Source organism: Flavobacterium sp. FlaQc-28 (assembly GCF_044007415.1).
GTDB lineage: Bacteria > Bacteroidota > Bacteroidia > Flavobacteriales > Flavobacteriaceae > Flavobacterium.
Genome location: NZ_JBIPCM010000001.1, coordinates 1,108,899 through 1,133,541 on the forward strand (window position 1 = coordinate 1,108,899; position 24,643 = coordinate 1,133,541).

General features: G+C 31.0%; 24 protein-coding genes. 13 read left to right on the forward strand and 11 right to left on the reverse strand.

The genetic code is table 11. From position 1 onward, the window contains the following. Positions 1 to 11: 11 nt before the first annotated feature. Both ACHRVL_RS04905 and ACHRVL_RS04910 read left to right on the forward strand, forming a co-directional pair. Positions 12 to 308 (forward strand): hypothetical protein, encoded by a 297-nt coding sequence (locus ACHRVL_RS04905; protein ID WP_395410763.1) that lies wholly within the window; start codon positions 12 to 14, stop codon positions 306 to 308. 127 nt (positions 309 to 435) lie between these two features. Then, positions 436 to 1,788 carry a sigma-54-dependent transcriptional regulator gene (locus ACHRVL_RS04910; RefSeq protein ID WP_395410765.1) on the forward strand — a complete coding sequence of 451 codons (1,353 nt, stop codon included), beginning with the start codon at positions 436 to 438 and terminating at the stop codon, positions 1,786 to 1,788. Here ACHRVL_RS04910 and ACHRVL_RS04915 read toward each other — a convergent pair. After that, on the reverse strand, positions 1,785 to 4,229 hold the full coding sequence (locus ACHRVL_RS04915) for an ATP-binding protein (protein ID WP_395410767.1): 2,445 nt from the start codon (positions 4,227 to 4,229) through the stop codon (positions 1,785 to 1,787). The two genes, ACHRVL_RS04910 and ACHRVL_RS04915, sit on opposite strands and share 4 nt — an antisense overlap. Positions 4,230 to 4,411: 182 nt before the next feature. Next, a complete protein-coding gene (locus ACHRVL_RS04920; RefSeq protein WP_395410768.1) occupies positions 4,412 to 6,313 on the reverse strand; it encodes an alpha/beta fold hydrolase in 1,902 nt (633 codons plus the stop codon). A 326-nt stretch (positions 6,314 to 6,639) separates the two neighbouring features. Between ACHRVL_RS04920 and ACHRVL_RS04925 the strand changes: the two genes are divergently transcribed. The 5 genes from ACHRVL_RS04925 to ACHRVL_RS04945 all read left to right on the forward strand — a co-directional run bounded on the left by ACHRVL_RS04925 (position 6,640) and on the right by ACHRVL_RS04945 (position 10,868). Further along, a complete protein-coding gene (locus tag ACHRVL_RS04925) occupies positions 6,640 to 7,752 on the forward strand; it encodes an NAD(P)/FAD-dependent oxidoreductase (RefSeq protein ID WP_395410770.1) in 1,113 nt (370 codons plus the stop codon). After that, positions 7,752 to 8,525 (forward strand): monofunctional biosynthetic peptidoglycan transglycosylase, encoded by a 774-nt coding sequence (mtgA, locus tag ACHRVL_RS04930; protein WP_395410773.1) that lies wholly within the window; start codon positions 7,752 to 7,754, stop codon positions 8,523 to 8,525. The genes ACHRVL_RS04925 and mtgA overlap by 1 nt, the downstream gene beginning before the upstream one ends. Continuing rightward, complete coding sequence (locus ACHRVL_RS04935; RefSeq protein ID WP_395410775.1) at positions 8,515 to 9,471, forward strand: lipid A deacylase LpxR family protein; 957 nt, start codon at positions 8,515 to 8,517, stop codon at positions 9,469 to 9,471. Before mtgA ends, ACHRVL_RS04935 begins: the two co-directional genes overlap by 11 nt. Before the next feature lie 225 nt (positions 9,472 to 9,696). After that, a complete protein-coding gene (locus tag ACHRVL_RS04940; RefSeq protein ID WP_395410778.1) occupies positions 9,697 to 10,278 on the forward strand; it encodes a Crp/Fnr family transcriptional regulator in 582 nt (193 codons plus the stop codon). A gap of 98 nt (positions 10,279 to 10,376) precedes the next feature. Further along, the gene (locus ACHRVL_RS04945; protein WP_395410779.1) at positions 10,377 to 10,868 is read left to right on the forward strand and encodes a YybH family protein; all 492 of its coding nucleotides are present in this window, start codon (positions 10,377 to 10,379) and stop codon (positions 10,866 to 10,868) included. 189 nt (positions 10,869 to 11,057) lie between these two features. On the opposite strand, the gene ACHRVL_RS04950 is transcribed toward ACHRVL_RS04945, so the two are convergent. The 6 genes from ACHRVL_RS04950 to ACHRVL_RS04975 form a co-directional block, all read right to left on the reverse strand. After that, positions 11,058 to 11,669, reverse strand: coding sequence for a hypothetical protein (locus ACHRVL_RS04950; protein WP_395410781.1), 612 nt, complete (start codon positions 11,667 to 11,669; stop codon positions 11,058 to 11,060). 77 nt (positions 11,670 to 11,746) lie between these two features. Next, a complete protein-coding gene (locus ACHRVL_RS04955) occupies positions 11,747 to 12,748 on the reverse strand; it encodes a hypothetical protein (RefSeq protein ID WP_395410782.1) in 1,002 nt (333 codons plus the stop codon). 184 nt (positions 12,749 to 12,932) lie between these two features. After that, positions 12,933 to 13,238, reverse strand: coding sequence for a hypothetical protein (locus ACHRVL_RS04960; protein WP_395410784.1), 306 nt, complete (start codon positions 13,236 to 13,238; stop codon positions 12,933 to 12,935). A 14-nt stretch (positions 13,239 to 13,252) separates the two neighbouring features. After that, entirely contained in the window at positions 13,253 to 14,533 is a 1,281-nt protein-coding gene (locus ACHRVL_RS04965) for a PQQ-binding-like beta-propeller repeat protein (RefSeq protein ID WP_395410786.1), read from the reverse strand. 1,064 nt (positions 14,534 to 15,597) lie between these two features. Beyond that, positions 15,598 to 16,320, reverse strand: coding sequence for a hypothetical protein (locus ACHRVL_RS04970; RefSeq protein ID WP_395410787.1), 723 nt, complete (start codon positions 16,318 to 16,320; stop codon positions 15,598 to 15,600). A 298-nt stretch (positions 16,321 to 16,618) separates the two neighbouring features. Continuing rightward, positions 16,619 to 17,650: an oxidoreductase gene (locus ACHRVL_RS04975; protein ID WP_395410790.1), complete on the reverse strand. Its 1,032-nt coding sequence runs from the start codon at positions 17,648 to 17,650 to the stop codon at positions 16,619 to 16,621. A 334-nt stretch (positions 17,651 to 17,984) separates the two neighbouring features. On the opposite strand from ACHRVL_RS04975, the gene ACHRVL_RS04980 reads away from it, so the two are divergent. Then, positions 17,985 to 18,260: a SymE family type I addiction module toxin gene (locus ACHRVL_RS04980; RefSeq protein ID WP_395410791.1), complete on the forward strand. Its 276-nt coding sequence runs from the start codon at positions 17,985 to 17,987 to the stop codon at positions 18,258 to 18,260. 42 nt (positions 18,261 to 18,302) lie between these two features. Here the strand turns inward: ACHRVL_RS04980 and ACHRVL_RS04985 are convergent, their stop codons facing one another. After that, complete coding sequence (locus tag ACHRVL_RS04985; protein ID WP_395410792.1) at positions 18,303 to 18,734, reverse strand: YybH family protein; 432 nt, start codon at positions 18,732 to 18,734, stop codon at positions 18,303 to 18,305. A gap of 59 nt (positions 18,735 to 18,793) precedes the next feature. After that, on the reverse strand, positions 18,794 to 19,273 hold the full coding sequence (locus ACHRVL_RS04990) for a hypothetical protein (RefSeq protein WP_395410794.1): 480 nt from the start codon (positions 19,271 to 19,273) through the stop codon (positions 18,794 to 18,796). A gap of 203 nt (positions 19,274 to 19,476) precedes the next feature. On the opposite strand from ACHRVL_RS04990, the gene ACHRVL_RS04995 reads away from it, so the two are divergent. Continuing rightward, positions 19,477 to 19,653 carry a hypothetical protein gene (locus ACHRVL_RS04995; protein WP_395410795.1) on the forward strand — a complete coding sequence of 59 codons (177 nt, stop codon included), beginning with the start codon at positions 19,477 to 19,479 and terminating at the stop codon, positions 19,651 to 19,653. 73 nt (positions 19,654 to 19,726) lie between these two features. Here ACHRVL_RS04995 and ACHRVL_RS05000 read toward each other — a convergent pair whose 3' ends face one another. Continuing rightward, positions 19,727 to 20,521 carry a hypothetical protein gene (locus ACHRVL_RS05000; protein WP_395410796.1) on the reverse strand — a complete coding sequence of 265 codons (795 nt, stop codon included), beginning with the start codon at positions 20,519 to 20,521 and terminating at the stop codon, positions 19,727 to 19,729. Positions 20,522 to 20,819: 298 nt separating this feature from the next. On the opposite strand from ACHRVL_RS05000, the gene ACHRVL_RS05005 reads away from it, so the two are divergent. From ACHRVL_RS05005 to ACHRVL_RS05020, 4 genes are all read left to right on the forward strand, one after another. Next, on the forward strand, positions 20,820 to 22,076 hold the full coding sequence (locus ACHRVL_RS05005) for a tyrosine-type recombinase/integrase (RefSeq protein ID WP_395410798.1): 1,257 nt from the start codon (positions 20,820 to 20,822) through the stop codon (positions 22,074 to 22,076). 3 nt (positions 22,077 to 22,079) lie between these two features. After that, positions 22,080 to 23,123 (forward strand): hypothetical protein, encoded by a 1,044-nt coding sequence (locus tag ACHRVL_RS05010; RefSeq protein WP_395326338.1) that lies wholly within the window; start codon positions 22,080 to 22,082, stop codon positions 23,121 to 23,123. 178 nt (positions 23,124 to 23,301) lie between these two features. After that, positions 23,302 to 23,622 carry a helix-turn-helix domain-containing protein gene (locus ACHRVL_RS05015; RefSeq protein ID WP_395410800.1) on the forward strand — a complete coding sequence of 107 codons (321 nt, stop codon included), beginning with the start codon at positions 23,302 to 23,304 and terminating at the stop codon, positions 23,620 to 23,622. Beyond that, on the forward strand, positions 23,622 to 24,539 hold the full coding sequence (locus ACHRVL_RS05020) for a hypothetical protein (protein WP_395410802.1): 918 nt from the start codon (positions 23,622 to 23,624) through the stop codon (positions 24,537 to 24,539). The genes ACHRVL_RS05015 and ACHRVL_RS05020 overlap by 1 nt, the downstream gene beginning before the upstream one ends. The last annotated feature ends 104 nt before the right edge of the window (positions 24,540 to 24,643 follow it).

Below are 24,643 nucleotides of genomic sequence, written 5' to 3' on the forward strand. Positions count from 1 at the left end.
AAATAAGTATTATGAAAAAGTCAGCCCTAGCAGTAACTATTATTTTAGCGAGTTTGTCACTTCCTGCTTTAGCAGAGACAACTTCAAATAAAATACAAATGTCAATTTCGGTACAAACAGAATATACCGAGATTACTTCAGATGCTGTTCCGGCAGCTGTAAAAACCGCTCTGCAAACCGCTTATCCAAATGCAAAACTGGAGAAAGCTTTTGTTAATGATAAAAAAGAATACAAACTAGAAATATCGGTTGGTGACCAGAAGGCTACTGTTTTTTCAGATGTCAATGGCAACTGGTTGAAAATATAATTAGGTGAAATTAGATTTATGTTTTTGGTGAAAAGAGATTGCAGCGTGCAATCTCTTTTTTTTTGCATAACTTTGTGAAAATACAATTTTAATAGTCTTATTTTAGCAAAAAAGTCCCTAAAAACAAATGCCAAAGATTTTATTGATAGAAGATGATATTTCGTTTTGTAAACTGCTGGAGAAATTTCTAGTAAAAAAACAATACGAAGTAAGTATAGCATTCTCTGCTGCAGAAGCAAGATCAGCAATCAAAAATGAATCATTTGATTTAATTTTGACAGATCTTCGCCTGCCTGATTCTGACGGCATAGGGCTTATGTCTGAATTTAAAAATTCTCATCCTCAAATTCCAGTTGTATTAATGACTGGATATTCTGATGTAAATACAGCTGTAAAAGCGATAAAGAATGGCGCTGCCGATTATATCTCAAAACCATTTAATCCAGATGAGGTTCTCCTTGTAATTACAAATGCAATGCAGGTTCCTGAATCTGAATTTGAAGATGAAGCACCTGTTAAAGAAAAAAAACGAGTAAAAAAAGCAGTATCAACTGAAAACGAGTTTGTAAAAGGAATTTCGGTTGCTTCAAAAAAACTATTGGATCACATTCAATTAGTAAGTCCTACAGATATGTCTGTTTTAATTATCGGCGAAAGCGGTACCGGAAAAGAAATTATTGCCAAAAGTATTCACCAGCAAAGCCATCGAAAGAACAATAATTTTATTGCAGTAGATTGCGGAGCTATTCCGAAAGAGTTAGCAGCGAGTGAATTTTTTGGACATCTAAAAGGATCTTTTACGGGAGCGATTAGTGATAAAATGGGGTATTTTGAAGCCGCAAACGGAGGTACACTTTTCTTGGATGAAATAGGAAATCTTTCTTATGAAAATCAAATTCAATTATTACGCGCACTTCAAGAGCGAAAAATAAAACCCGTTGGAAGCAACAAAGAAATAAACGTCGATATTCGAATTATTACTGCTACAAATGAAGATTTACGTGAGGCAGTAAAAAATGGCGATTTTAGAGAAGATTTATACCATAGAATCAATGAATTCTCTATTCAGTCTCCCTCTTTAAAAGATCGTGATGAAGATTTAATGGTTTTTGCTGATTATTTTCTTGAAAAAGCCAATCAGCAGTTAAACAAAGATATTATAGGATTTTCTCCAGAAGTTGTTACTATATTTCAAAATTACAATTGGCCGGGTAATTTACGCGAATTGCAAAATTGCGTTAAACGGGCTACACTTTTGTCTCAGGGCGATTTTATAAAAAGCGATGTTTTGCCGGCTGAATTCTTTCAGACTCAAAAGCAGCAAAACACTGGAGGTTCTTTTTCATTATCTGATAACGAAAAAGAAGCCATTATTCAGGCGCTGAATAGAACTCAAAACAATAAATCAGAAGCCGCAAAACTGCTTAAAATTACCAGAAAAACACTTTACAATAAATTAAAACAATACAATATAGATTAGATTATTTCTTGTTGTAAAGCGTTAAACAGCAAATCTCTTTTCATTTTTAGATCCTGATAAATGTCTTTTACTTGTTCAATTTCAAGATCATTTTGTTCCAGTATTTTTAGAATAGCTCCAATTTCTCGTGCTTCAATCTGTTTGAACATAGGCGCAATTCGATGAGCGATTGCTCGAATATCGGCAATGTTTTCTTCTGCAATAGCATTTTCAAGAGCCGTAAAATTCTCGTTACTGCTTGCCATGAAAGCTTTTAAAATGTCTTTTAAAGCATCATTATCTTGACCCAAAAACTCTTTCAATGTTTTTAAGGAATACAATTGTGCAGCTGTTTCTTCAGCTTCTTGCTCATTTATAACTGTATTTGGAAGTCTGTCATCGGTCAAGATAGACTGAATTGTTTCTATTAGTACTTTTGGCGAATATGGTTTCTTGATTACCGTTGTAAAACCAGCTTCGGTGTAAACAGATGGTTCTAAATCAGTTCTTCCAGTTAAAGCGATTACAGGTTGGTTTTTGTACAATCCTTTCTTAGAAGTCTGCAGTTTTTTTAGAAACATAAAACCATCCATTTCCGGCATCTGAATATCGGTAATAATAAAATCAAAAGCTGTATTTTGAATAGTTTCCAATGCTTTTACGGCGCTGTTAAAGGATAAAACTTCATGCTTTTCTTGTCGAATCACACCGCTTGTTAAATTCAAAAGATTGGTGTCATCATCAATTACAATAAAAGTCAGTTTTTGAGTAAAACTAAGTTTTGGTTTTTCGTTTTGTTCAACAGTACTATTACTGTTGTCAAACTGCAGCGGAAGTTTGATTTTAAATGTGCTTCCTTTTCCAAACGTACTTTCGAGTTTTAAACTTCCTCCAAGAATTGTAATTATTTTTTGGCAGATTGACAGACCTAATCCAGTGCCGCCGTATTTTTTTTCAATGTTTTCATTAGCCTGTGCAAACTCTTCAAAAACTAATTTTTGATTGCCTTTTTCGATTCCAATGCCAGTGTCTTCAATTGTAATTGCAAAAGATTTTTCATCATCAGTACAATATGCGCTGATCTTAATAAAACCTTCTTCAGTAAATTTAAAGGCATTACCAATAATATTAGTTAAAATCTGTTTTAATCGAAACGGATCGCCAACGATTCTTGTTTTTAATTTTTCGTCAACATTTATAATTAAATCAATGTTTTTTTGCTCGTAAACAGATTGAACGCTTTTGGCGGTATCTTCGATAATTTCAGTTAAAGAAAAAGGAACCTTTTCGATAGTAATTTTTCCAGCTTCAATTTTAGAGAAATCTAATAAGTCCTGAACCAGTTGTGTAATATATTCAGAAGAATTTTTGATGTTCTTAATAAAATAAGATTGTTTTGTGCTGACATCAGAATTACCCAAAAGTTCAGAATAGCCTACAATGGTGCTCAAAGGAGTTTTTAAATCATGACTTACTGTCGAAATTAACTGCTCTCGGCTTTTTAATAAATTTTTAGTTTTAAAATTCGCAATTTCAAGCTGTTTCTTATACAATTGCGATTTCGAGTAATCGCTTACAATTAAAATCGAAAAGAAAATAGTCAATATTAATCCAATAATGGCAGAAGCAGTTACAATTTCATTGACTTTTCGTAATGATTTTTCTTTTAGCGAATTGTTTTTTATCGAATTAATAATGATTTCTCTTTCGATAATTCGAAGAACCTTTCTAAGCTGTTCAGAAATGGCAATTTCGTTTTTTAGTAACTTATTTTCCTCAAAATTCAACGATTCCTTTTTCTTTTCAGCCTTTAGTTTTACATTACTCAGTAATTTTTTTGAATTGGCCAAGATAGAATCAGAAGCTTGCTTGCTCAAAGTATTAGTACTGTCGTCTGGAATATTTTGGTTCAGATAATCTACATACTTTTGAAGTACATTTCGCTGATAACTTCCTAATTGATTTGGATTTTTGCTAAAATCCTGAAGCTCCAGTTTTCTAAGCTTAAACTCCATTTTAGTGATTTCATCAATTGCAGTATTTACAGAAACTTCATCGTCAGCTTTGTTTTTTATAGTTTTTAACTTGCGGATGTTTTCTGTTTTTTCAGACAATAAATAAGTAACGCTGTCTAACAGAACTTTTTGATATTCAGTCGTAACAATTTGTTTTAAAGTGTCAATTCTTGCCCTTAAAGAGTCCGTTTCGATAAGATAATTTTCAAAATCACTTTCAGAGTTTGTTTGAATTGTTTTTCGTGCTAAACTTTCCGTTTTATAAACGTTTGAAAATAGTTTGCTGACTCTTAAAATTTTAGTTTTTTCAAAAGCAATTTTATCTTCCAATTTATTGTAGACTACATTTTCAGAGTATAAAAACCATCCAACAGTAACGACCAAAGCCAGTAATGCAACATAACTGAATAAGACTTTGAGTGCTGTATAACTTTTTTTACTCTCCATAAATATTTAGGTGTAGATTGAGGAAGTGTTTGAGATATTGGAATTATCTGCAATTTATTCAAAATTTCGATCTCAAAAAAGCAAAAACAGTCCAAATGTTTATATAATTAAACAGTCTTAAAAAGAAATCAGCCTCAGATTATATAAATATCTGAGGCTGATTTTTTGTTTTTATTTTGAGATTAAAGAGTTTCGTTTAACCATTTAAAGAATTCACCTTGCCAAACTTGAGCGTTTTGAGGTTGTAAAACCCAGTGATTTTCTTCAGGGAAATAAACAAATCGGCTTTTAATTCCTCGCAATTGTGCTGCTTGAAAAGCTTCTTGTCCTTGCCCGATTGGCACACGGAAATCTTTCCCGCCTTGGAAAATCAAGATTGGCTTATTCCATTTTTCAACCATAGTAGCAGGGTTAAAAGTCGTATATGCTTTTTGTGCAACAGCATTGTCTTTTTCCCAATAAGCACCGCCAAAATCCCAGTTGTTAAAGAAAACTTCTTCAGTAGTTCCCAACATACTTACCGTATTGAAAACACCATCATGAGCGATGAAAGTTTTAAAACGGTTTTTGTGAATTCCTGCTAAATAAAATACTGAATATCCACCATAGCTGGCACCAACACATCCTAAACGGCTTTTGTCAACATAGCTTTCTTTAGCAACATCATCAATTGCCGAAAGATAGTCGTCCATAACCTGTCCGCCCCAGTCTTTACTAATTTGCTCATTCCATTCAACACCATGACCAGGCATTCCGCGACGATTTGGTGCCACAACCACATAACCTTTTGCTGCCATTAATGAGAAGTTCCAACGGAAAGAATACGATTGTGTCAATGCACTTTGTGGTCCGCCTTGACAGAATAACAAAGTTGGATATTTTTTTGAAGCATCAAAATTTGGAGGAAGAATAACCCAAACCAACATTTTTTTACCGTCAGTTGTAGTAACATAACGTTTTTCAGTTTTGCTTAAAGTCAACGTTTTGTAAGTGTCAGTATTTACATTTGAAAGTTGTTTCCAAGTGTTTTTCTTCAAGTTAAAAGAAAAAATCTCTGGTGCGTGATTCATATCATTTCTAGTTACAATAATATCATCACCAGCAAATCCTACTAAATCATTTACATCAAAATCACCTTTTGTTATTTGGCGAACAGTAATTGCAATTCTTGTTAACCCAGGAAAATTAACAGTGAAAAGTTGTTTTGTACCATCAACCGGTGCAACAAAAAATACATTTTTTCCGTCTTTACTCCAGATAAAATTATCTACAGTTCCATCCCAGTTTGCCGTTAAATTAGTTTTGATTCCTTTAAACTCAACAATAATATCGTTTTTGTCAGCTTCATAACCGTCGCGTTTCATTTGCAGCCAAGTTAAATTTCCTGTTGGAGAAAATTGCGGAGCAGTATCGTAACCTAAGTTACCTTCAGTTCTATTAGTTGTTTTTTGAGTTTCTAAATTGTACTCATAAATATCGGTATTAGTAGAAACAGCATAATCAGTTCCCGCTTTCTTCTTGCACACATACAAAATGCTTTTTCCATCAGGAGACCAGATATAATCTTCGTCACCGCCAAAAGGTTTTTGCGGAGAATCAAAAGTTTCTCCTTTCAAAATGTCAATTCCCTTTGCACCGTCTTTGTTTTCCTTGTAAAAAACGTGGTTAAATTTACCAACGTTCCAAGTATCCCAATGGCGATAATCTAAACCATCATAAATTTGTGCGTCAGATTTATCAAGTTTTGGATAAAAATCTTTACCTAAAACCTTGTCAATTTTTACTTCTTCATTGTACACTAAAAACTTTCCGTCTGGCGAAATATTTTTATCAGCCAAAATAGCTTTTGTGTCCGTAACTTCAGTTGCATTACCACCGTTTACAGGGATAGTGTAAAATTTAGAATGCGATTTGTTTTCTTCTACAGAAGGAGTAGAAACCTTAAAAACAACATTTTTTTCGTCTTTCGAAAGACCAAGTGCACTCACTCTTCCTAATTTCCATAACAATTCTGGCGACATTACATTTTGCCCGATAGCGTTTAAACTCATCATTATTAAGGTTGTAAATAATACTTTTTTCATAATAAAAATTCTATTTTTTGTGGGGCTAAAAATACGAATTTAAAATTCCAAAATTTGTTAAAGTTTATCATCCATTGTCACCCTGAGCGAAGTCGAAGGGCTTTCGTTCCCAAAAGAGGCTTCGACTTCGCTCAGCCTGACATTTGGATAGAGATCTAAAAATGGAATCTTTAAAGTTTTATTCGCCGCGAATTCACGAATTATTTTTTTTGATAATCTTTGAGAATAAAAATTCATGAATTCGCGGCGAGTAAAAATCGAAAGCAAAGTCTTAAATTTATTTCCTAAATTGGAGTTTGGAATTTGAAAATTATTTTAAGAGGAAGATGGAATTAAGTTATTGGGAGCTAAAAAACTGGTTTACAAATATTGATTACACAATTGTGGGCAGCGGAATCGTTGGTCTGCATGCTGCTTTGCGCTTACGCGAAAGATTTCCTGCTTCAAAAGTTCTAGTTATAGAAAGAGGAATGCTGCCACAAGGTGCGAGTACAAAAAATGCAGGTTTTGCTTGTTTTGGAAGCCTTTCGGAAATTATGGATGACTTAAAAACAAATTCAGAAGATGATGTTGTGCGTTTAATCGAAAAACGTTGGAAAGGACTGCAATTACTCCGAAAAAGATTGGGAGATTCTGCAATTGATTTTAAACCTCACGGCGGATATGAATTGTTTTTGAAGGAAGATGAAACTGGTTTTAATGAATGCATTTCGAAAATGCCTTTTATTAATGAAATTTTGAAACCCCTTTTTAAAGCAGATGTTTTTTCTAAAGAAACGGATCGATTTGGATTTAAAAATACTCAGGATTATTTAGTTTTTAATCCATTTGAAGCACAGATAGATACTGGAAATATGATGCAGGAATTGTTGAAACAAGCTGTTTCTGCTGGTATTTTAATTTTAAATCAGCAAACAGTAACCTCGTATTTTGATACAGGAAATTATGTAGAGCTGGTTTTAAATGATTTTAGTTTTAGATCGAGTAAAGTGTTTTTTGCTACAAATGGTTTTGCAGGTTCTTTGACAAAAGGAGAAGTAAAACCAGCGAGAGCACAGGTTTTAATTACCGAACCCATAAAAAATCTGGACATAAAAGGAACGTTTCATTTAGATCGCGGTTATTATTATTTCAGAAATATAGACGATCGTATTTTGTTAGGCGGAGGTCGAAATCTAGATTTTGAAGGTGAAACGACAACGGAATTTGGGCAGACGAAAATTATTCAAAATAAATTGGAGGAGTTGTTGAAAAATGTAATTTTACCGAATCAGGATTTCAAGATTGCACACCGTTGGAGTGGGATTATGGGAGTCGGAAATAGTAAAAGTTCTGTTGTTGCTCAACTGTCTGAAAACGTGTTTTGTGGAGTGCGTTTAGGCGGAATGGGAGTGGCGATAGGCAGTTTAATAGGAACAGAATTAGCAGATTTAATATAATGGCAATCAAAAAAGCAGAACCGAAAAAAATAACCGCAAGCAAACCTAAACCTAAAACAGCTTCTAAGAAGACAAATCGTTCTTTTGGAGAAAAAGTAAAATGGTTTTTTATTAAACTATGTCTGTGGTTTTTTGGAATCTCGATCGCATCGGTTGTGTTTTTTAAATATGTGCCGGTACCTTTTACGCCTTTAATGGTCATTCGAGCAATCGAAAATAAAATGGCTGGAAAAGAAGTTTACTTTGATCACGATTGGGAGCCAATTGAAAAAATTTCAATGAATTTACAAAAAGCAGTTATCGCCAGTGAAGATGGAACTTTTTTAAGCCACAATGGTTTTGACTTTAAGGCGCTTCAAAAGGCTTATAAAAGCAATGAACGCGGACGCCGAATTCGAGGTGGAAGTACAATCTCACAGCAAACTGCAAAAAACGTTTTTTTATGGCAGGGAAAAAGCTACTTCCGTAAAGGACTTGAAGCTTATTTTACTGTTTTAATCGAATTGATTTGGGGTAAAGAGCGTATCATGGAAGTGTACTTAAATAGTATCGAAATGGGAGATGGAGTTTATGGTGCTTATGCCGCAACCGAACATTGGTACCGTCGTGATGCTTCAAGTTTAACGCCTATGCAGGCAGCCGGAATTGCCGCAATTTTGCCAAACCCAAGAAAATTTAAAGCTACAGGTTCTTCAAGTTATATAAATCGCAGAAAAGAAAGAATCGTACGCGAAATGCGCGCCGTTGGAAAAATTAATTATAATGGGAAGTAAAAACATAATTTTTGCCTTTCTCATTTTAACGACGGCTTTGACTTTTGGTCAAGGTAAAAAAACAGAAATTGGTTTCATATCTGATAATGATTTATACACATCATCAAAAAATGATATGTATTACACCAATGGTTTAGAATTTTTTTATCGATTTCTGTCTAAAAACGACAATGAAAAAATCAGCAAAAAAATTACTGAATTTAGAATCGGACAATATATTTATAATCCGAGATTCATAAACAAAGAGGCAGTTAATGTAAATGACCGTCCGTTTACGGCATACCTTTTTGCCGAAGCAGGAAGAAGTTTTTTTTACCAAAGTGAATCTGTTTTAAAAACCGATTTTCAGCTGGGTTTTATGGGACCAAATGCTTTAGGCAGAGAAACTCAGGAAGGATTCCATAAAATTATTGGATATAAAAAGGTGTATGGCTGGGAAAATCAGCTTCACAATGCTTTTGCAGTACAGGCTCATGTAATGTATTCAAAGAAACTATTTCCATCAAAACATAATGATTTTGCAGATCTTCATTGGCAGTCAGAAGCCAATTTAGGAACTATTTTTACAGGTGTTTCAACAGGTTTTATGACTAGAATTGGGTTTAAAAAACTGCTTCCGTTTTACGATTCAAATATGCATGATGCTTCCGTAAGTGCAAATGTACAGCCCAATATTAGAGAATTCTATTTTTACGCTATGCCAAGCGTTAATTATCAGTTTTATGATGCTACAATCGAAGGCAGTATGTTTAACGATACAAGTCCTATAACTTTCGATTTGGTGCCGCTTCGGTTCAATGTTGAATTTGGTTTGAAATACCGCCACAATAATTTTAATATGTCGTATTCATTTATTTATCGAGGTCGTGAATTAGAAGGCGATGTGAATGATACGAATAGAGGATATTTTTATGGTTCGATTAGAATGGGTTTTTTGTTACGATAGTTTCTGTTCGAAGATGCCGAGATACAAAGTTTTTAAGGTTATTGTTATATTGTACAGGGTTTTGTTAGAAAAATTAATCTTATTTAATAGATCATTATGAAATAATTTATTAGCTGCTGTAAATTATTTCTATATTAGCTTTTGTGAAAGTTTAATAAAACACAAAGTACGGATGTAAAGCGGGGATAGCTTCAGTTGCAACGATTTTTAATTTTTAAAGACGCAGTGAATATAAATAAACTCATATCACATTTTAATCATTATCTTCCTCTTGACAGTACGGAAACGCAAGAGCTGAGTAATCGTATTGTCGAAAAAAACATCAAACGAAGACAATTTATCCTTCAGGAAAATGATGTTTGTAAACACTACACTTTTGTCATTTCAGGGCTCTTTAAAATGTATGCTGTTGATCAAAACGGTACAGAACATAATATCCAGTTTGCTTCAGAAAATGAGTGGATTACTAATATCAGTAGTTTTCATTCTGATCAGCCGAGTCGTCTTTACATTGAAGCTATGGAGCCATCAGTTGTGCTGCAGATAGAAAAAACAAACCTTTTATATCTCTATACTCATTTTCCAAAATTTGATCGAAATTTCAGAGTTATTATTGAAAACAAATTCATTGAACTTGAAAATAGAGTGCTGCAAAATATTAGTTCTACAGCCGAAGAGCGATATCAAACATTTTTGACCCAGTATCCTAAACTTTCCAATAGACTTCCTAATACTCAAATAGCTTCGTATCTTGGTATAACACCCGAATTTTTGAGTAAAATCCGTAAAAATGCTGCTAAAAAATAATTTACTCTTAATATAGTTTAAGGGTATTTCTTAAACTTGTTTATAAGTACTACACTTTTGTTTGTTTCAACTTTGTAATGTAATTAAAACATTATAAAATGAAAAAAATAGCGCTGCCAATTTTTTTGCTGTTAATAATGGCAAGTTGGAAAAATCAAGCACAAAACAAATCCGTAACAAACAATTTAAAACAAGTAGAAATGAATACAACAACAGACAAAACAGCTATAGAAAAATTGCTTTTTTCTTATCGAGATGCCTTAAACTCATCAAATGTATCAACCGTTATGTCATTATATACACAAGACGGTGTATTTATGCCTGCAAATGCCCCAACAGCAAAAGGCCAGCAACAACTGAAAAATTCGTATGAGTTTGTGTTTAAAGCTATACAATTGAATATTGAGTTTTTTATTGAAGAAATAGTGATAAGCGGAAAAAATGCTTATGCAATAACCAATTCAAAAGGTACAACATTAATTCATGCCAACGGACAAAATGTTCCAGAGGAAAACAGAGAGGTATTTGTGTTGGTAAAAGAAAATGAAAAATGGAAGATTGCCCGTTATATGTTTAATAAATCAAAATAATGAATTGAATTGTCTTAGAATAAATTGCGTACCGCACGAATCTTTTCGTGTGGTACACAATTTATTTATAACTTCTACTCATTTACAACACATTAATTTTCATAAAGTAAACCAGAGTCTGACCAACATACCGCCACACGAAAGGATTCGGGTGGTATTGGGGGTGATTAATGGGCCCAATTTTCTTTTTTACTCATTATCAATCTTTTCAATTTTATATTTTTTATTTATAGAATCATACTTAAAATCAATTTTTTTTAATGTTTTATCTATAGCAGCATCATAATTTTTATACATGTTTAGGCTGGTGTTTTCATAGTTATTTGTAAAATTAATGTCCATAAAAACATCCTTTGGGTTTACATCATTTATAGATACCTCTAATACATTGTTGTTATCGCAAAATTGCTTAAATCGAAGCGTCCCATCTTGGTAAGACGTCATTTTAGGATATATTTTATAGATCTGGTTATATAGTTTTTTTACATTTTCAATTCCTTCAACTCTTAGCCAGTAGTCCTGAATTTCATTTTTTTTGGAGATGATATACAATAAAGTTCCTTTAACACCTAGAAGAGATATTTTATCTGCTTCTTCTATCTTGAAAACTTTAAGCCGTTTTTGTTTTAGAGTTTCTTCATCATCTCCGTAAGGCATATAGGATATTTTACTTGTTTCTTTGAAATCAGATAATTTTAGCTCTTTTTTATTGAATGTAAAATGAGTTAATTCAGAATTTTGACCACTACAGTTTATGAATAAAAGTGATAGAAATATTGGAAAGAGTAAAGTATTTTTCATTTTTATAGATTGTCTTTTAGTATAATAACGGATTTATAGAGATTAAGTCTTAATCATACGTTTTTTTAGAACAAATTTTATCTGATAATTTCTAATTCCTTTTTTCCTTTCGGGCGATGTAAATAAAGGGAATAGATAAGATAATTGTCTTCATTTTTATCATCTTTAAAAGTGGCCCATAAAGGAGATTTTTTATAAACATTGCTAACTAATGTGGCTAGTTTTCCATCTCCATAAAATTGCAGTGAATAGTTTTCTAGTGGCTGTATTTTGATGTTGTCATGTCCCCAGGTTTCAATAAAATCGGTAATGTATTCATCGTTGTCTGAGTTATTATAAAAAAGCGTCTGTGCCTCTTCTTTTTTTCCTTTTAGCTTGGCCTGAGCAATACTGTCCAAATTTCTGCTGGCAAGCCATTTGCTCATTTTTTGATATTCTTTGAAGAGTTCTTGTTTAAGGATTTCGGGATCTGATTTTGTAAGGTCTTCACTGTCTTGCCAGCCTGATAAGCTGTAGGGTATGCTAGCTTCAAATGTTCCGCTGTATTCTGTGTATGTTTTTCCAGCATCTGCCAGTTTGTTTTTTCCTGTTATTTCGTCTTTAATTATAGGTGCTTTAAATTCTAATACTTTTCCGAAATGTTTTTCGATGTCTCCGTTTTCTTTATAGCGTATTCCTTCAATTTTAATTTCTACACGAGCGCCATCCTCTATTGCAGTTCTGGGGACTTTAGCAATTATACCTTTTATTTCCTTAACATCATGAATTGGATATACCCTGATTTTCCAAGTTTGCGTACCGGGTTTAAGAATAGCTGTATTGATAGGAATGCTCGCAGAAATAGCGCCATTGCCTGCATCGAAATAGGTTTCAACGGGAAAATCATTTATCAATAGTTCAAAATTACAACTGCCTATAAATATATCTGCGTGATAGTTGATACGCTGATCGGAATGTTGCACCTCTTTATATAAATTGCTTAATATTTGTGTTGCTTTTGCGTTCATCTCTTTATCGTTTTGCGCACAGGATTGCAGGCAAAGTATTGAAGCGAGTAGTATGGTTGTAAAATTTTTCATAATTGTCTCTTATTTACAGTTTATGGCTGCGCTTATAATGGCATTGCCAATAGCATTTGCAAGTTGTGTTCATAAAACAAGTTGTTAAATGACCAGAAAAAAAATTCTACAGACATTCTGCATTGTTTTATAATAGTTGAGAGTTGATTTGTCATATTATTATTTAAAATTCTGGATTGATTTGTCAATAATACTCATGCATCAAATAGGAAACAGCCAAAGGTATTCCCACCAAAACAATCAAGAGTATAAAATCAACTAGTGCCATTTTTGATTTTTGTATAGTATATGCAATTGTTTCTGCTACAAGCCAAATAGTCCAGCCAAATAATCCCAAAAGCCCAAGCATCATTGGTATAAAATTGTCTGGAACAAAATTGCTTCCGCCATCTCTGTTGTTACTCATCATTTTATACAGCAAAAAGGCATAAGCGATAAGAATAACAACAACTCTTAAAATGATGTGTTTTATAAGTAAATGCTTGTTCATAGGCTTTGCATTTATTATTTTTTTGGTAAATATTTTATCTGAAAATGATTTATGCGGGTAAATGGCATTCTGTAAAAATTTCTCTTCAGGATGATTTCAAAGTTTTCTGATTTTGCATTGTATTTTGTTACCCCGTCAATGGTAATAAAATAAAAATTATTGTTGCCATCCATCTCAACATTCGAAAGTGAATTAAATTTTTCTCCTTGGATCGATACCTGATTTATTAGCTTTCCATCAAGATCGATCCGGTATATATAGTCTTGATCACATACAATCAATTGGTTGTTGATAAGTGACCATGTTTTTAGCTTATTCATAAAAAAATTGGAAGTATTAGGATTATCTTGTTTAGGAGTATTATTGGTGCCTAATAGTCTTTTCCAAACTGTTCTTCCTGATTTTTTATCAATAGCAAAAATACAGGTTCGATAATACCGATCTTCAAGGGCAACAAAAAGCATATCTTCTGAAGACAAGAGATCTATTACGCTGTTAAATTCATAATCATTAAATATCCATTTAAATACTACCGGATTGTTTATAAAAGGACTATCCTTTAATGTGTGTTTTTCCAGATAGGTATCGTTATCAAATGTTAGACAAAATATCCTTCCAAATTCTCCAGCTGCATATAGATTGTTTTTGTCGACTTGTATCTGTCCGTAAATTTTTTGTGTCCAAAGTTGCGGATTGAGCTCTTCCTGTTCTTTCGAATCTTTAAAAATGCTTTCTGCTTTACCTTTTAAAGTATACTTTGAGAATCCTAAGAACAGATAATCATTAATTAGGTTAATACACTGACGTCCTGAAACATCTGCTTTTGTCTCCCATTTTTTCTTCCCCGAAAGTTTATCAAAGCTATAAATAGCACTTTTTAAACGATCTAGAGATGAGGTGCTTAGATAAAGATTATTTTCGGAAATTAAGGGAGCTGCTGTAATATAAGGATTGTTTTGTGAATCCTCAGGTATTTTGGTGTCAGCGATGTTTATTGTATTCTCCCACATTTGTTTACCTGAATTAAGGTCTAAAGCAGTTATTTTTCCACTGCTGAAAGGAGCATATATTGTTTTATCATCAACAGTAAATACAGAATAGTTAATAATGGTGTCATTCTTAGATTTATACTGCCATTTTATTGTATTAGTTTCAAGGTTCAGGTTTACTATTTCTCCCTTTGCTGCAATTAAAAGAGTTTCATTTTCTGCAGTTATTAAAGATGGGTTATTCTGACAGGCTAATGGAATAATTGTTCCTGTCAAAAAAAATATAAGTTTTAATGTTTTATTCATTCTAACAGAATTTTTGTAATGTGTTGATACTATTTGAGATGCAAGCTTTTTAGGATGGCTATTATGAAATATAGAACCCAAAGATTATAAAGCAAAAGAAAAAAGACAGCCTGTAAAAGCTTTTTTTGTAGCAAAATAAGACGTGTTTTTGTGTAGAGATTAAAAAAATGAGATTTTAATACCCCGTTACTTGTTGCAATTAAGTCATTGTAATAAAAAAAGCCATTCCTGTTTTTGAATATGCCTTAAAAAGTTAGGCATTATGTGGGGTATTTTCATTTTAGAAATGACTTTTTTACTATGATGAATTGAAAGATTTATTTCTCCTTCAGTTATTTTTATAATTGACTTGTTCGTTTCTAAAGTTACAGGATTAAGTTTGTAGTAGTTGTAAATAAATGAATTAATGGTTATGTCTAATCTGAATGCAATAATGCCTAGAAAAATGTCTTCATAAGATTATCTCTATTTTTAAACTTAGCAAACATTAAAACAAATTTATTAGCTGACCAAAATGGAATTTTAGAATCGTTACTTTCTCTTAAATTCCAAAATAAATATATGGAAAAATTTAGGGGACTTGCTTTAAACAAAAAATCTATATCAAAATTTTTCGTTCGTGATTGAATGTTTTGCCATAATATTTTAGCAACAATTGTTCGATTGTAAGTATTCCAAAATGTGATTCCTTTATTGTTAATTGTGACTTTATTGTGTTTTTTTACTTTGTTTTAGATAATATCTGCTGGATTCACAGACTAAATATTAAGTAAAATTAAAAGCATGAGCATAATTATAATAATCCTGCATGTTGAGATTGACAATAAAAAATCAAAAGACTAATAGCTGTTGAAGACATCCAAAGTCGTAAATACGATATTTCTTTAGATTCTATGGCATGAAAAACTGGTTTTTAAGCCAAAGAATTAGATTTGATAATTTATTTTTTGTCAAGAATGTTAGAGGTAAAAATTTTTACAAATTTCTCAAGAATCTAAATCTAAAATCGTTTAGGAAAAGACATATTTGTAATAAAATAAGTTTAAACAATTGGTAGTATTTTTTTACGACAAAAAGTAAATTAATAAAGTAATTGTTAAACTTAGTATGATAGAAAAGACAACAATAAGAAATGTCATTTTATTTTCTTTTTTAATGCCAACTTTATCTATTTCTAAAGAAATTGGATTAAGCCTGTAGAAACTGTAAATAAATGGGTTAATCGTAATATCTGGTCTAAATATAATGATACCTGTAAAAAGTGTTTTTAGAAGATCTGCCTTGTTTCTAAATTTAGCAAACATGAATGCAAATTTATTAGGAGACCATTGTGGAATTTTAGAATCGTTATTTTCGCTGAGATTCCATAAAAAGTATACAGTATAACTTCTTGCTCCTCTTGTAAATGTTAAGTCTATATCAAATTTTTCATAGGTTCGGTGTTGAATATCCTGCCATAAAATTTTTGCTATAATCGTCTGATTATAATGATTAATAAATAAAATTCCTGTATGGTTAATGAGTACTTTGGTATACTGTTTTTTGCTGTTTCTAAGATAATATTTTTGTATTTCGCAAAATATGGTGTTAAATATAATTGTGGCTAAAGTTATGAGTAGTAGAAGATTTTTGAATGATATTGAAAATAATAAAGAGGAATCAGCCATAGTTAATGCCATTAAAATTAGCATAATAAGCATAATACTGAAAATACTATAAGTTAACCAAAGCTGTAAATACGATACTTCTTTAGATTCTACTTGGCGAAAAATGGGTTTTTGAGGCATAAGAATTCAGATTCATATTGGAGAATCAAAATTCTTTAAAAACTGGTTTTCAAATGCTTAATAAAAGATATAATTGTATCAATATAAGTTTAAATCAAAATTTTATTATTTTTTTTTGTATGAATTTGGTTTTTAGGTATTTATTAAATTTTTAATTGATTTATCAATACAAAAAGCTCTAATAAATAAAAACCGCTCAGTCGAGCGGTTTTATCAATTTTTTATCTTGAATAATCAACATACAAATGCCGTTAATTTTTCCATTCCTTTCTTTTGATTAACATTTTTTGAAAAAATCTTAATGACGATTATCGCATTGAATATTAATTTCTTCATTTGATTTGTCGATTACAGAAATACTTGGACAGCCAAAGGAAAGATATTCAAAACCAAAAACAACTTCGGGTTTATTTTTAAAAAGTTTTCCAGTCCATTGCTCAATAGAATCTTCTCCATTTTCATAATTTAATGGAGCAGGTGATGTACCTTCGCTTTGACTGAAAAGTTTTTCGATTACAACCTCTTTGGTTTTTGAATCAACTACTAACAAGCGTCTGCCATAAATTGTTTTATTACTGTCTAGGTAGTCTTGTAAAAAATACTCATAGCTTTCTGTTTTGTAAAAATACGTATTGCCCGCTGTTGTACTCTTTAGCAAAGCACGGTCGTTATTTTTCATTGCTTTTGACGGATAGTCTTTTTTTGCCATTTTTTTCCATGAAATTGGCTTCAAGCGTTCTTTTGAAAACGGATTTTCTTTGCCTACATATACCAAAGCATCTCTGTAATACTCGCTGAATCCGTTTAAATGTTTTTTGTTGATTTCGAAACCAATCATAAAATCATAATTACGATACGGTCCGGCATCTCCAATAGAATATACATTTAGCATCGCAGCAGTTTTTAGATTTTTTACTAAAAAAGAGACAAGTTTGTTTTTAGCATAATCGTAAACAAACAAGGAATCGGTTTCAGAAATGTTGGTTTTAGACAAAAATCTTTTTCTGTAGTTTTTGGCAAAGGTGAAATATTGGGCATCGGCATCTGCCATTTTTTCAAGGTTGGGTAAAGTCAGAGTGTCTTTTTCGTTGTCAATAGGATAAATATCCGAGAGAGAAGCAAAGGCAACATCGCTGCTGTCTTTTGGCATAAGGTTAAATAGATAAATGCTTTCCTTTCTTGAAGTTTCTTCAGTTTGAGGAGTATCGGTTTCAGTTTCTGTGTGTTCTGTTACTTTGGGAAGTGTAGTTGTTGTGGCGTTTTCTTTTTTATTACAGGCAGATAATAAAATTAAAAAAGCGCTTGATAAAAAGAACAATCTTGTTGTCATTGTTTAAATATGATTTTGGGTTTCGCTATGTACGAAAGTACTTTAATTTGTTTGAATTTGAAAATCAAAAGTTTAGAGACTGCATAAGTTTTAAAAGTTAATTTTGTCTTTTTTCTTACAAAATAGAAAAGCTTTTTCGCTACATTTGTTGCGACTTACATCTTTTATAGGGCGATTACTTCGTCAAAATAAGGCGGATTTTTTATCTGCCCTAATAGATACGCGGTTTCGGTACCCCCGTGTGGTGCGTTAATGCGCCCACTGCCCTATAAAGGTGTAAGTCAACGGGAAAGGCTGAAACCGTATTTTTTTGGCTGGCTAAAAAAATTCTGAAATGACTTACACAGAAAAAACAAGCAGTAAAGAGGTAGAAACTACAACCTCTGAAATCGAAAAAACTTTAAATGTATTATCAATTAGGCGAATGAAAGCTTATGCATTTTACAGGCTTTCGCGTTCTATAGGCATGTATAAAACACAGCCAGTAATTGTACCGCAGATACGTTTATGCGGTAATTGGCTCAAAGAGGCTGGATTTTTAATTGATAAACCTGTTGCCGTAACAGTAATGAAAGGAAAACTAATCATACAACCTATTCAAAAAGAATGATTTAAAAATAATAAAGGCGCTCAATTGAGCGCCTTTATTATTTTATCCCGAATGATCAACATACAAATACCAAACACCATTTATTTTTCGCATTATTCCTGAAAACTGTCCAGAACTGTTTTTACCATTTGGAGCTTCGACACTAAATTTTGCACTCACAAAAGCATCTTTCTTTGAAAGAGGTTCAATAACAAAATCGCTCATAGTTAATTTTCCCATTCTTTCTTTTGGCCAATATTTTTTGAAAAAATCTGTAATATTATTTTTCCCATATACCACGCCGCCGCTGTAAATCATGCGAACTGAATCTACGGGAGCATAAAAGTCAAGATAAGCTTCGAGATCGCCATTATTCCAGCAGGTTTGCTGTGCTTTTAAACATTCTAGTACCTGTTGTGAAATTTTATCTTGGCAAATGCCTTTAAAAGAAAACATTAACAAAAATCCGAGGAGTAAAAATTTTAAGTTACGCATATTGATAGTTTTTTAAGTAAAATTGTAAAAACGAGCTAAAAAAAATGTTGGTAGAAGTTTTAAATGTTTGGAGTATTTATTTTTTCATGCTTTAGGCTCCTGTTTTTTGAGATATAATTTAAAACAAATACCATAACAATTGATAAAACCAAAATAGGAAAAAAGGACAAGGTAAGAGTATGCATTATTTCTTCTTTAAAAAGATAAGTACTCCAAGAAGATTCACGATCAACAAAAATGCTGTAATTCCAGAAAAACCATGTTGAAATTATAATCAGTAATTGGGCTGTTATTTTTAGGTGTATTTTTTTTATGAATGCAAGGAACATAAAAATAATTGTCAGAAAAACGGTTGTAAATACAGATATTAAATAAGCATCATCAAAAAAATGACTGTCTGGATTTCCGCTGGATATTCGTTCAGAAAGACTTTGCATTGACCAATATATTTCTACAAAAGTGAAAACGAAAAGTAAGAACGCAATTGTAATGAGTTTTTTTAAGAATGAAAGTATTTTAGGTTTTAAATTTGGATTCATTTTAAAAGATTTGTTTTTTAAAATTTTACAAACATTCACTTTTTAAGATTCTTGATATACAAAAGTAATCATATCATTTAGTGAGATGTCTTACAAAAGGTATAATTCTGTCAAAATATGTTTTTGTTGAGAATGTAATACTTAACTTTTTGATAATACAGTATTTAGTTATAGTTTCTTACTTTTAATTAAAAATTAAAGCTATGGAAATTAATTGGGTTGTAATAGCGATTGTTGCGGTGCTGGTAATTATTCTAGTTGTACTGACAATCAGAAAAAATCAAAAAGAGAAAAAGAAATTAACAGATTTGTTGAATAATGATTTCAAAAAAGCTGTAAAAGATAGAATAGATGCGGATGATTCGGCAAATGAGAAATAAGAAGCGGGTAAAAATAAAAAGAGTTCTTGAATTAAATAATCAAGAACTCTTTTTTAGTATTGTACTGTTAGGTTTATTTGTGACCTAAAGAATATCCATTACCAGTTAATTTTTTTATAATGTTCATAGCAGTAACATCTTGGCTCATTTTATAACCAATAAAATTTCCTCCGTTATTAAATTCTACTTTAAAAACTTTACCATCGTAAGTATAAATTTCTTGATTTAAAGCTTTACCATAGCCTTGAACCATTCCAAATTTACCATACCAAGTTCCAATTACTTTGTTATCTAAATTCGTTACTTCGTATTTTTCAACTGCACCGCTGGTAGTTCCATTGTTTGTAATCATTCTGATGTAACCTATTTTTTCTTTTTTACTAAAAACATTTCCGTTATCATCAATTGTTAAGGCCAAAGCATCTGTTATTGCTTTTTCCGCACTTTGTTGTTTACACCCGTATTTTTCGCCTAAACCAGTTGGTTCACCATTTACAAATGTGTTTACTTGTTCTAATTGAATTCCGTTTTCTGTAATCATACCTTTTGCAAACAAGGTTTGAATAATGCTTCGGTCAACGTTGAAAGGTGAATATTTTGCAAAATCAAGATCGTTTGCTTTCTTCTCTTCATTAGCAATTTCAATATAAGCTTTTCCAGGTGCAGGATTTTCACAGACTCTCATGTATGCTGTAATTGTATTTGTTCCGTCCAGATTTGAAATTTCATATTGGCGAAGTACTTTAGCTGACATTTTAGCAATGGGTTTACCATCTAGTAAAACTTCACCTTTTTTAACTTTGAACTCTTGTGCAAAAGAGCTTGCGCCAGCTAGAGTAAGTAATGCGATCAGAATGCTTTTTTTCATGGGGTTTTGTGTTGGTTTAAAGTTGATTGGGTTTAAAATAAATCATAAAAAAAACCGTATTTCAATTAAGTAATACAGTTTTTGTGGAGAATATCGAACTACAATTACTGCAATATAGTATTTTTAAGAAGAACTTTGTTTTGTTGTTTTTTTATAACTATGGCAATAAAATCAATATGTTACAAGTTTTTTTTTCTTGCAAGAACTTGCAAGAATTTGCATAGGGTTTGTTTTGCAATACAAATATCGTACATTTTTTTTATATTTGTATTATGTTTATTCTATTAAAAATGATTAAATGGCTACAGTGAATTTTCTTTATCGTTCTACTAGAGATAGGTGTAACTTGACTTTGAGATTATTATTTAGGCATAATAAGTTTGATTTTACAATTGATGCTAAAACTAAAATTGATGTCTCTAAAGATTTTTTTTATAAAGGAAGAAAGCAATCGACGAAAGACAGTGCTTTAAAGAAAAGCCAGAATGAATTCGAAAGGATCTTAAATGAAATAGAACATTATGTTATAAATTTATATAATGTATCCAACCCAACTTTTATAGATAAAAGATGGCTACAGGACACTATTGATAAATACTACAATCCTCAAGTAAAAAACGAATTACCAACGACATTAGTTAAATATTTCGATTATTATATTGTTGTTAGGAAAAATGAAGTGAGAGAAGCTACATTTAAGAAATGCAATTCGATTAAGCAATTACTTTTAAGATATGAATCTGAAAAAAACATAATTCTGAAAATTAAAGATATTAACTCTGATTTTAAAATAAACTTTGAAGAATATTGTTATGAGAACTATTATGCCTCAAACACTATTGCCAGAGTTTTACGGTTTGTAAAAACAGTTTGTTATCATGCAAAGGGAAATGGGATTGAAACAAGTTTTCAACTTGATAGCATTAAAGCAAATTATACAAAGGTTGGGAGTATTTATTTAACTTTTGATGAATTGAATAAAATTGAAAATACGGAATATAATGAAAGTTATGCTAATGCTAGGGATTGGCTTTTAATTAGTTGCCATTGTGGACAAAGAATTTCTGATTTTATGAGATTCAAGAAAGATATGATTACTATATATAGGAATAAAAAAAATGAAGAAAAACCTTGTATTGAATTTAAACAGGTTAAAACTAATAAGATGATGGTGATTCCTTTATTTCCTAAAGTTATTGAAATTTTACAAAAAAGAAATGGGGAATTTCCCAAACAAATATCTGATCAGAAGTACAATGAATATGTAAAAGAAGTTTGTAAAATAGCAGGAATTAAAGATAAAGTAAAAGGAAGCAAGAGAGCCGAAATAGAGGAGAATAGAGGATGCTATAGAAAAGTAGAAAGAGAGTATGAAAAATGGGAGCTTGTTACTTCTCATATTGGGAGGCGTTCTTTTGCTACTAATTATTATGGTGGAAATATTCCGACAGCTTTACTAATTAATGTAACTGGGCACAGTTCAGAATCGATGTTCTTAAATTACATTGGAAAAAGCAGTAAGGATAAAGCAATTGAATTAACTGAATATTTATAAAGGATGGTTTCGGAAATTAAAATTAAAGAAAGCGAAAAGTTTTTAGTTGGTGGGATTAGTGGAATAGTAGACATAATTTCTAATTATTGTGGATTAAATGATACAGGAAAGCTTACTTTAAGAAAACAGTTTTCAAAAAAGAGCTGTTTTAAAATAAAAAATCTTAATTGCTTTAGCTTAGAACAATGTGAGGAAATTATGATTTCAATTGCAATGCAGTTGTTTTCTTTTTCTAAAGAAGAGGAAGTCAAGGAGAGATTTATTTCGTCAAGTCTCCCATTTGGGGTTTCTCATTTTCATGAAGATAATAACATTGCTGTAAGGAAGATGTTGGAGTTTTCAAATTTTGACAAGTATGACAAAGATCAAATGTTAAGAGTATTAGATCAGTTTGAGCTAGATATAGATTTTGAAGAAATTGTTAATGTAGTTTATGATGAAGAAATATTATTTAAGTTGTTGGTAATTGTTGATTTTGTGAAAAATCCATTAATTGAAAAAGAAAATCGATTGATAATTTTATCCAAATTTTTAAAAAAACTAAACAAATCGATTTTAGAAAATGATGAAATAGTGAAGAGAAAAGGTTATTCGTATAAAAAGGAATGTGCTTTGAAAATCAACAATATTTTAAAAAAAGCGTCTGAAAAAATAAATATAGAATTGAATGAGTATATTAAAATTTTGAAGAATGATTATCAAAATATTTTGGATGATAAAAATTCACGAGAATTTATTTTGGGAGCATTAATGGAAAACAACAAAAAACTTGATTTTTTTTTGAAGTGTGAGGCTGTATTGGAGAAGAGAGGATATATATCTACGGATTATAGTAAATGGATTAAATCTCCAGTTGAGTTTATTAAATTTTATAAATTCTGTGAAGATAAAAATGTATTCAAATTGCATTATGAAAAAAAATCAAAAGGAGTTACGCTATTAAGAGAATTATATAATTTTAGTGATGGTAAAAGTATTGACAAACCTATTAAAAGAAATAAATATAATTTATGGAAAGTTGATTATTATTTTTTAATGCACTTATAGAAGTCTCTTTTTAGTCCCTTTTCTATTTTTTTTATAAAAACAATTTTGTCGTTTAAGTCTTTATATGTATGTATATAGAGGCTTTTGTTATTTTACGATTGTCCCTTTTTATTTTTTTAGTTGCAAATATATCTAATATTGTTCAAGAAATTGAAATTAAAAATTTAAAACAAAAAAAATGAGTAAAACTATTCAGTTGATTCAAATTAACCCAGAAGAATTAGTCGGGTTGATTTATGAAAGTGTACAAAGCTTAATAAATGACTTTGTGAAATTATTGCCAAATGCTAATCAAAAAGAATTATTAACACCTAGTGAAGTTTGTGAATTATTACAAATCGACAATTCGACCCTTTGGAGATGGACGCAAAAAGGCAAGGTTAAATCATATGGGATTGGCGGTCGTAAATATTATAAGAAGAGTGAATTATTATCAGCTATGATTCCATTAAATGAAAATCTAGTGGCAAAGTCTAATTATTTTAATATTGTAGCGTAGTGATAGATAATTTGAAGATTTACAGTACTAAAAAGAACGAATTTGAAAACCACATAAAACTGAATCAAATTGTTGATTTAAAGCAGTTTTATGAGCCTTTTACGGGGGAAATAAAGCCATATCCTCTGAAAGGAAAAAAGCTTAACTTAGACATTGCAATTAATGAAAAAACAGCTTTTATCACGGGTAGTTTTCACAAACAATACAATTTAGATAATGATTTAGGTTCACAAAATTACAATGACTTTAATTATTCAAAGATTAAATTGACTACTGAACAAATAATTGAAACTTTTAAAATTGCTAAAAGTACTTCAATCACGAATTTAGAATTAGGCTTCAATATTATTATAAATGGAGACCCTCAAAAATACATTGACGATTATCTATTGATGTATGACCTGAAAGCACCTAATAGGAATGAGAAATTCCTTGGAAAAGGAGACTATAAAGAATTTCGTAAGACAGATTACTACTTCAAAATTTATAATAAATCAAAACCTTACAAACTAGATAAAAATATCTTAAGAGTAGAAATTAAGATAATTAGAAAAAGGTTATTAGAGTTATTGGGTGTTTATTCTTTGGAAAACATTCTAGAGAAGAAAGTGTTAAACAATATTTTTGAATTGCTTATGCAAAAATTTGAAGGACTAACAATTATAGATGAATTTAATGAGATTGATATTCCTCCAGATGAGCTCGAAAGACTCAAAAACTACATGAATGACAACTATTGGATTAGGATAAAACAAAGAAAAACCTCTAAGCAAATTTACACCTTTAAAAAGGATTTCAGAATGTTACAAATCAAATATAAGCTTAATAAAACTAAAGATGAAATAAGAAGAAAATTATACTCCAAATTCAATGAATTAATAAATGATTATGATTGTTCACAAAAGAAGGTTGCTTAGTTAAATGTCAGCTATAAGATAAGAGACAAACCCGCCTTAAGCGGGTTTAAAAAACTATTAAAGGTTACCCATTTAATATTCAATGATCAATAGTTATTATTTGA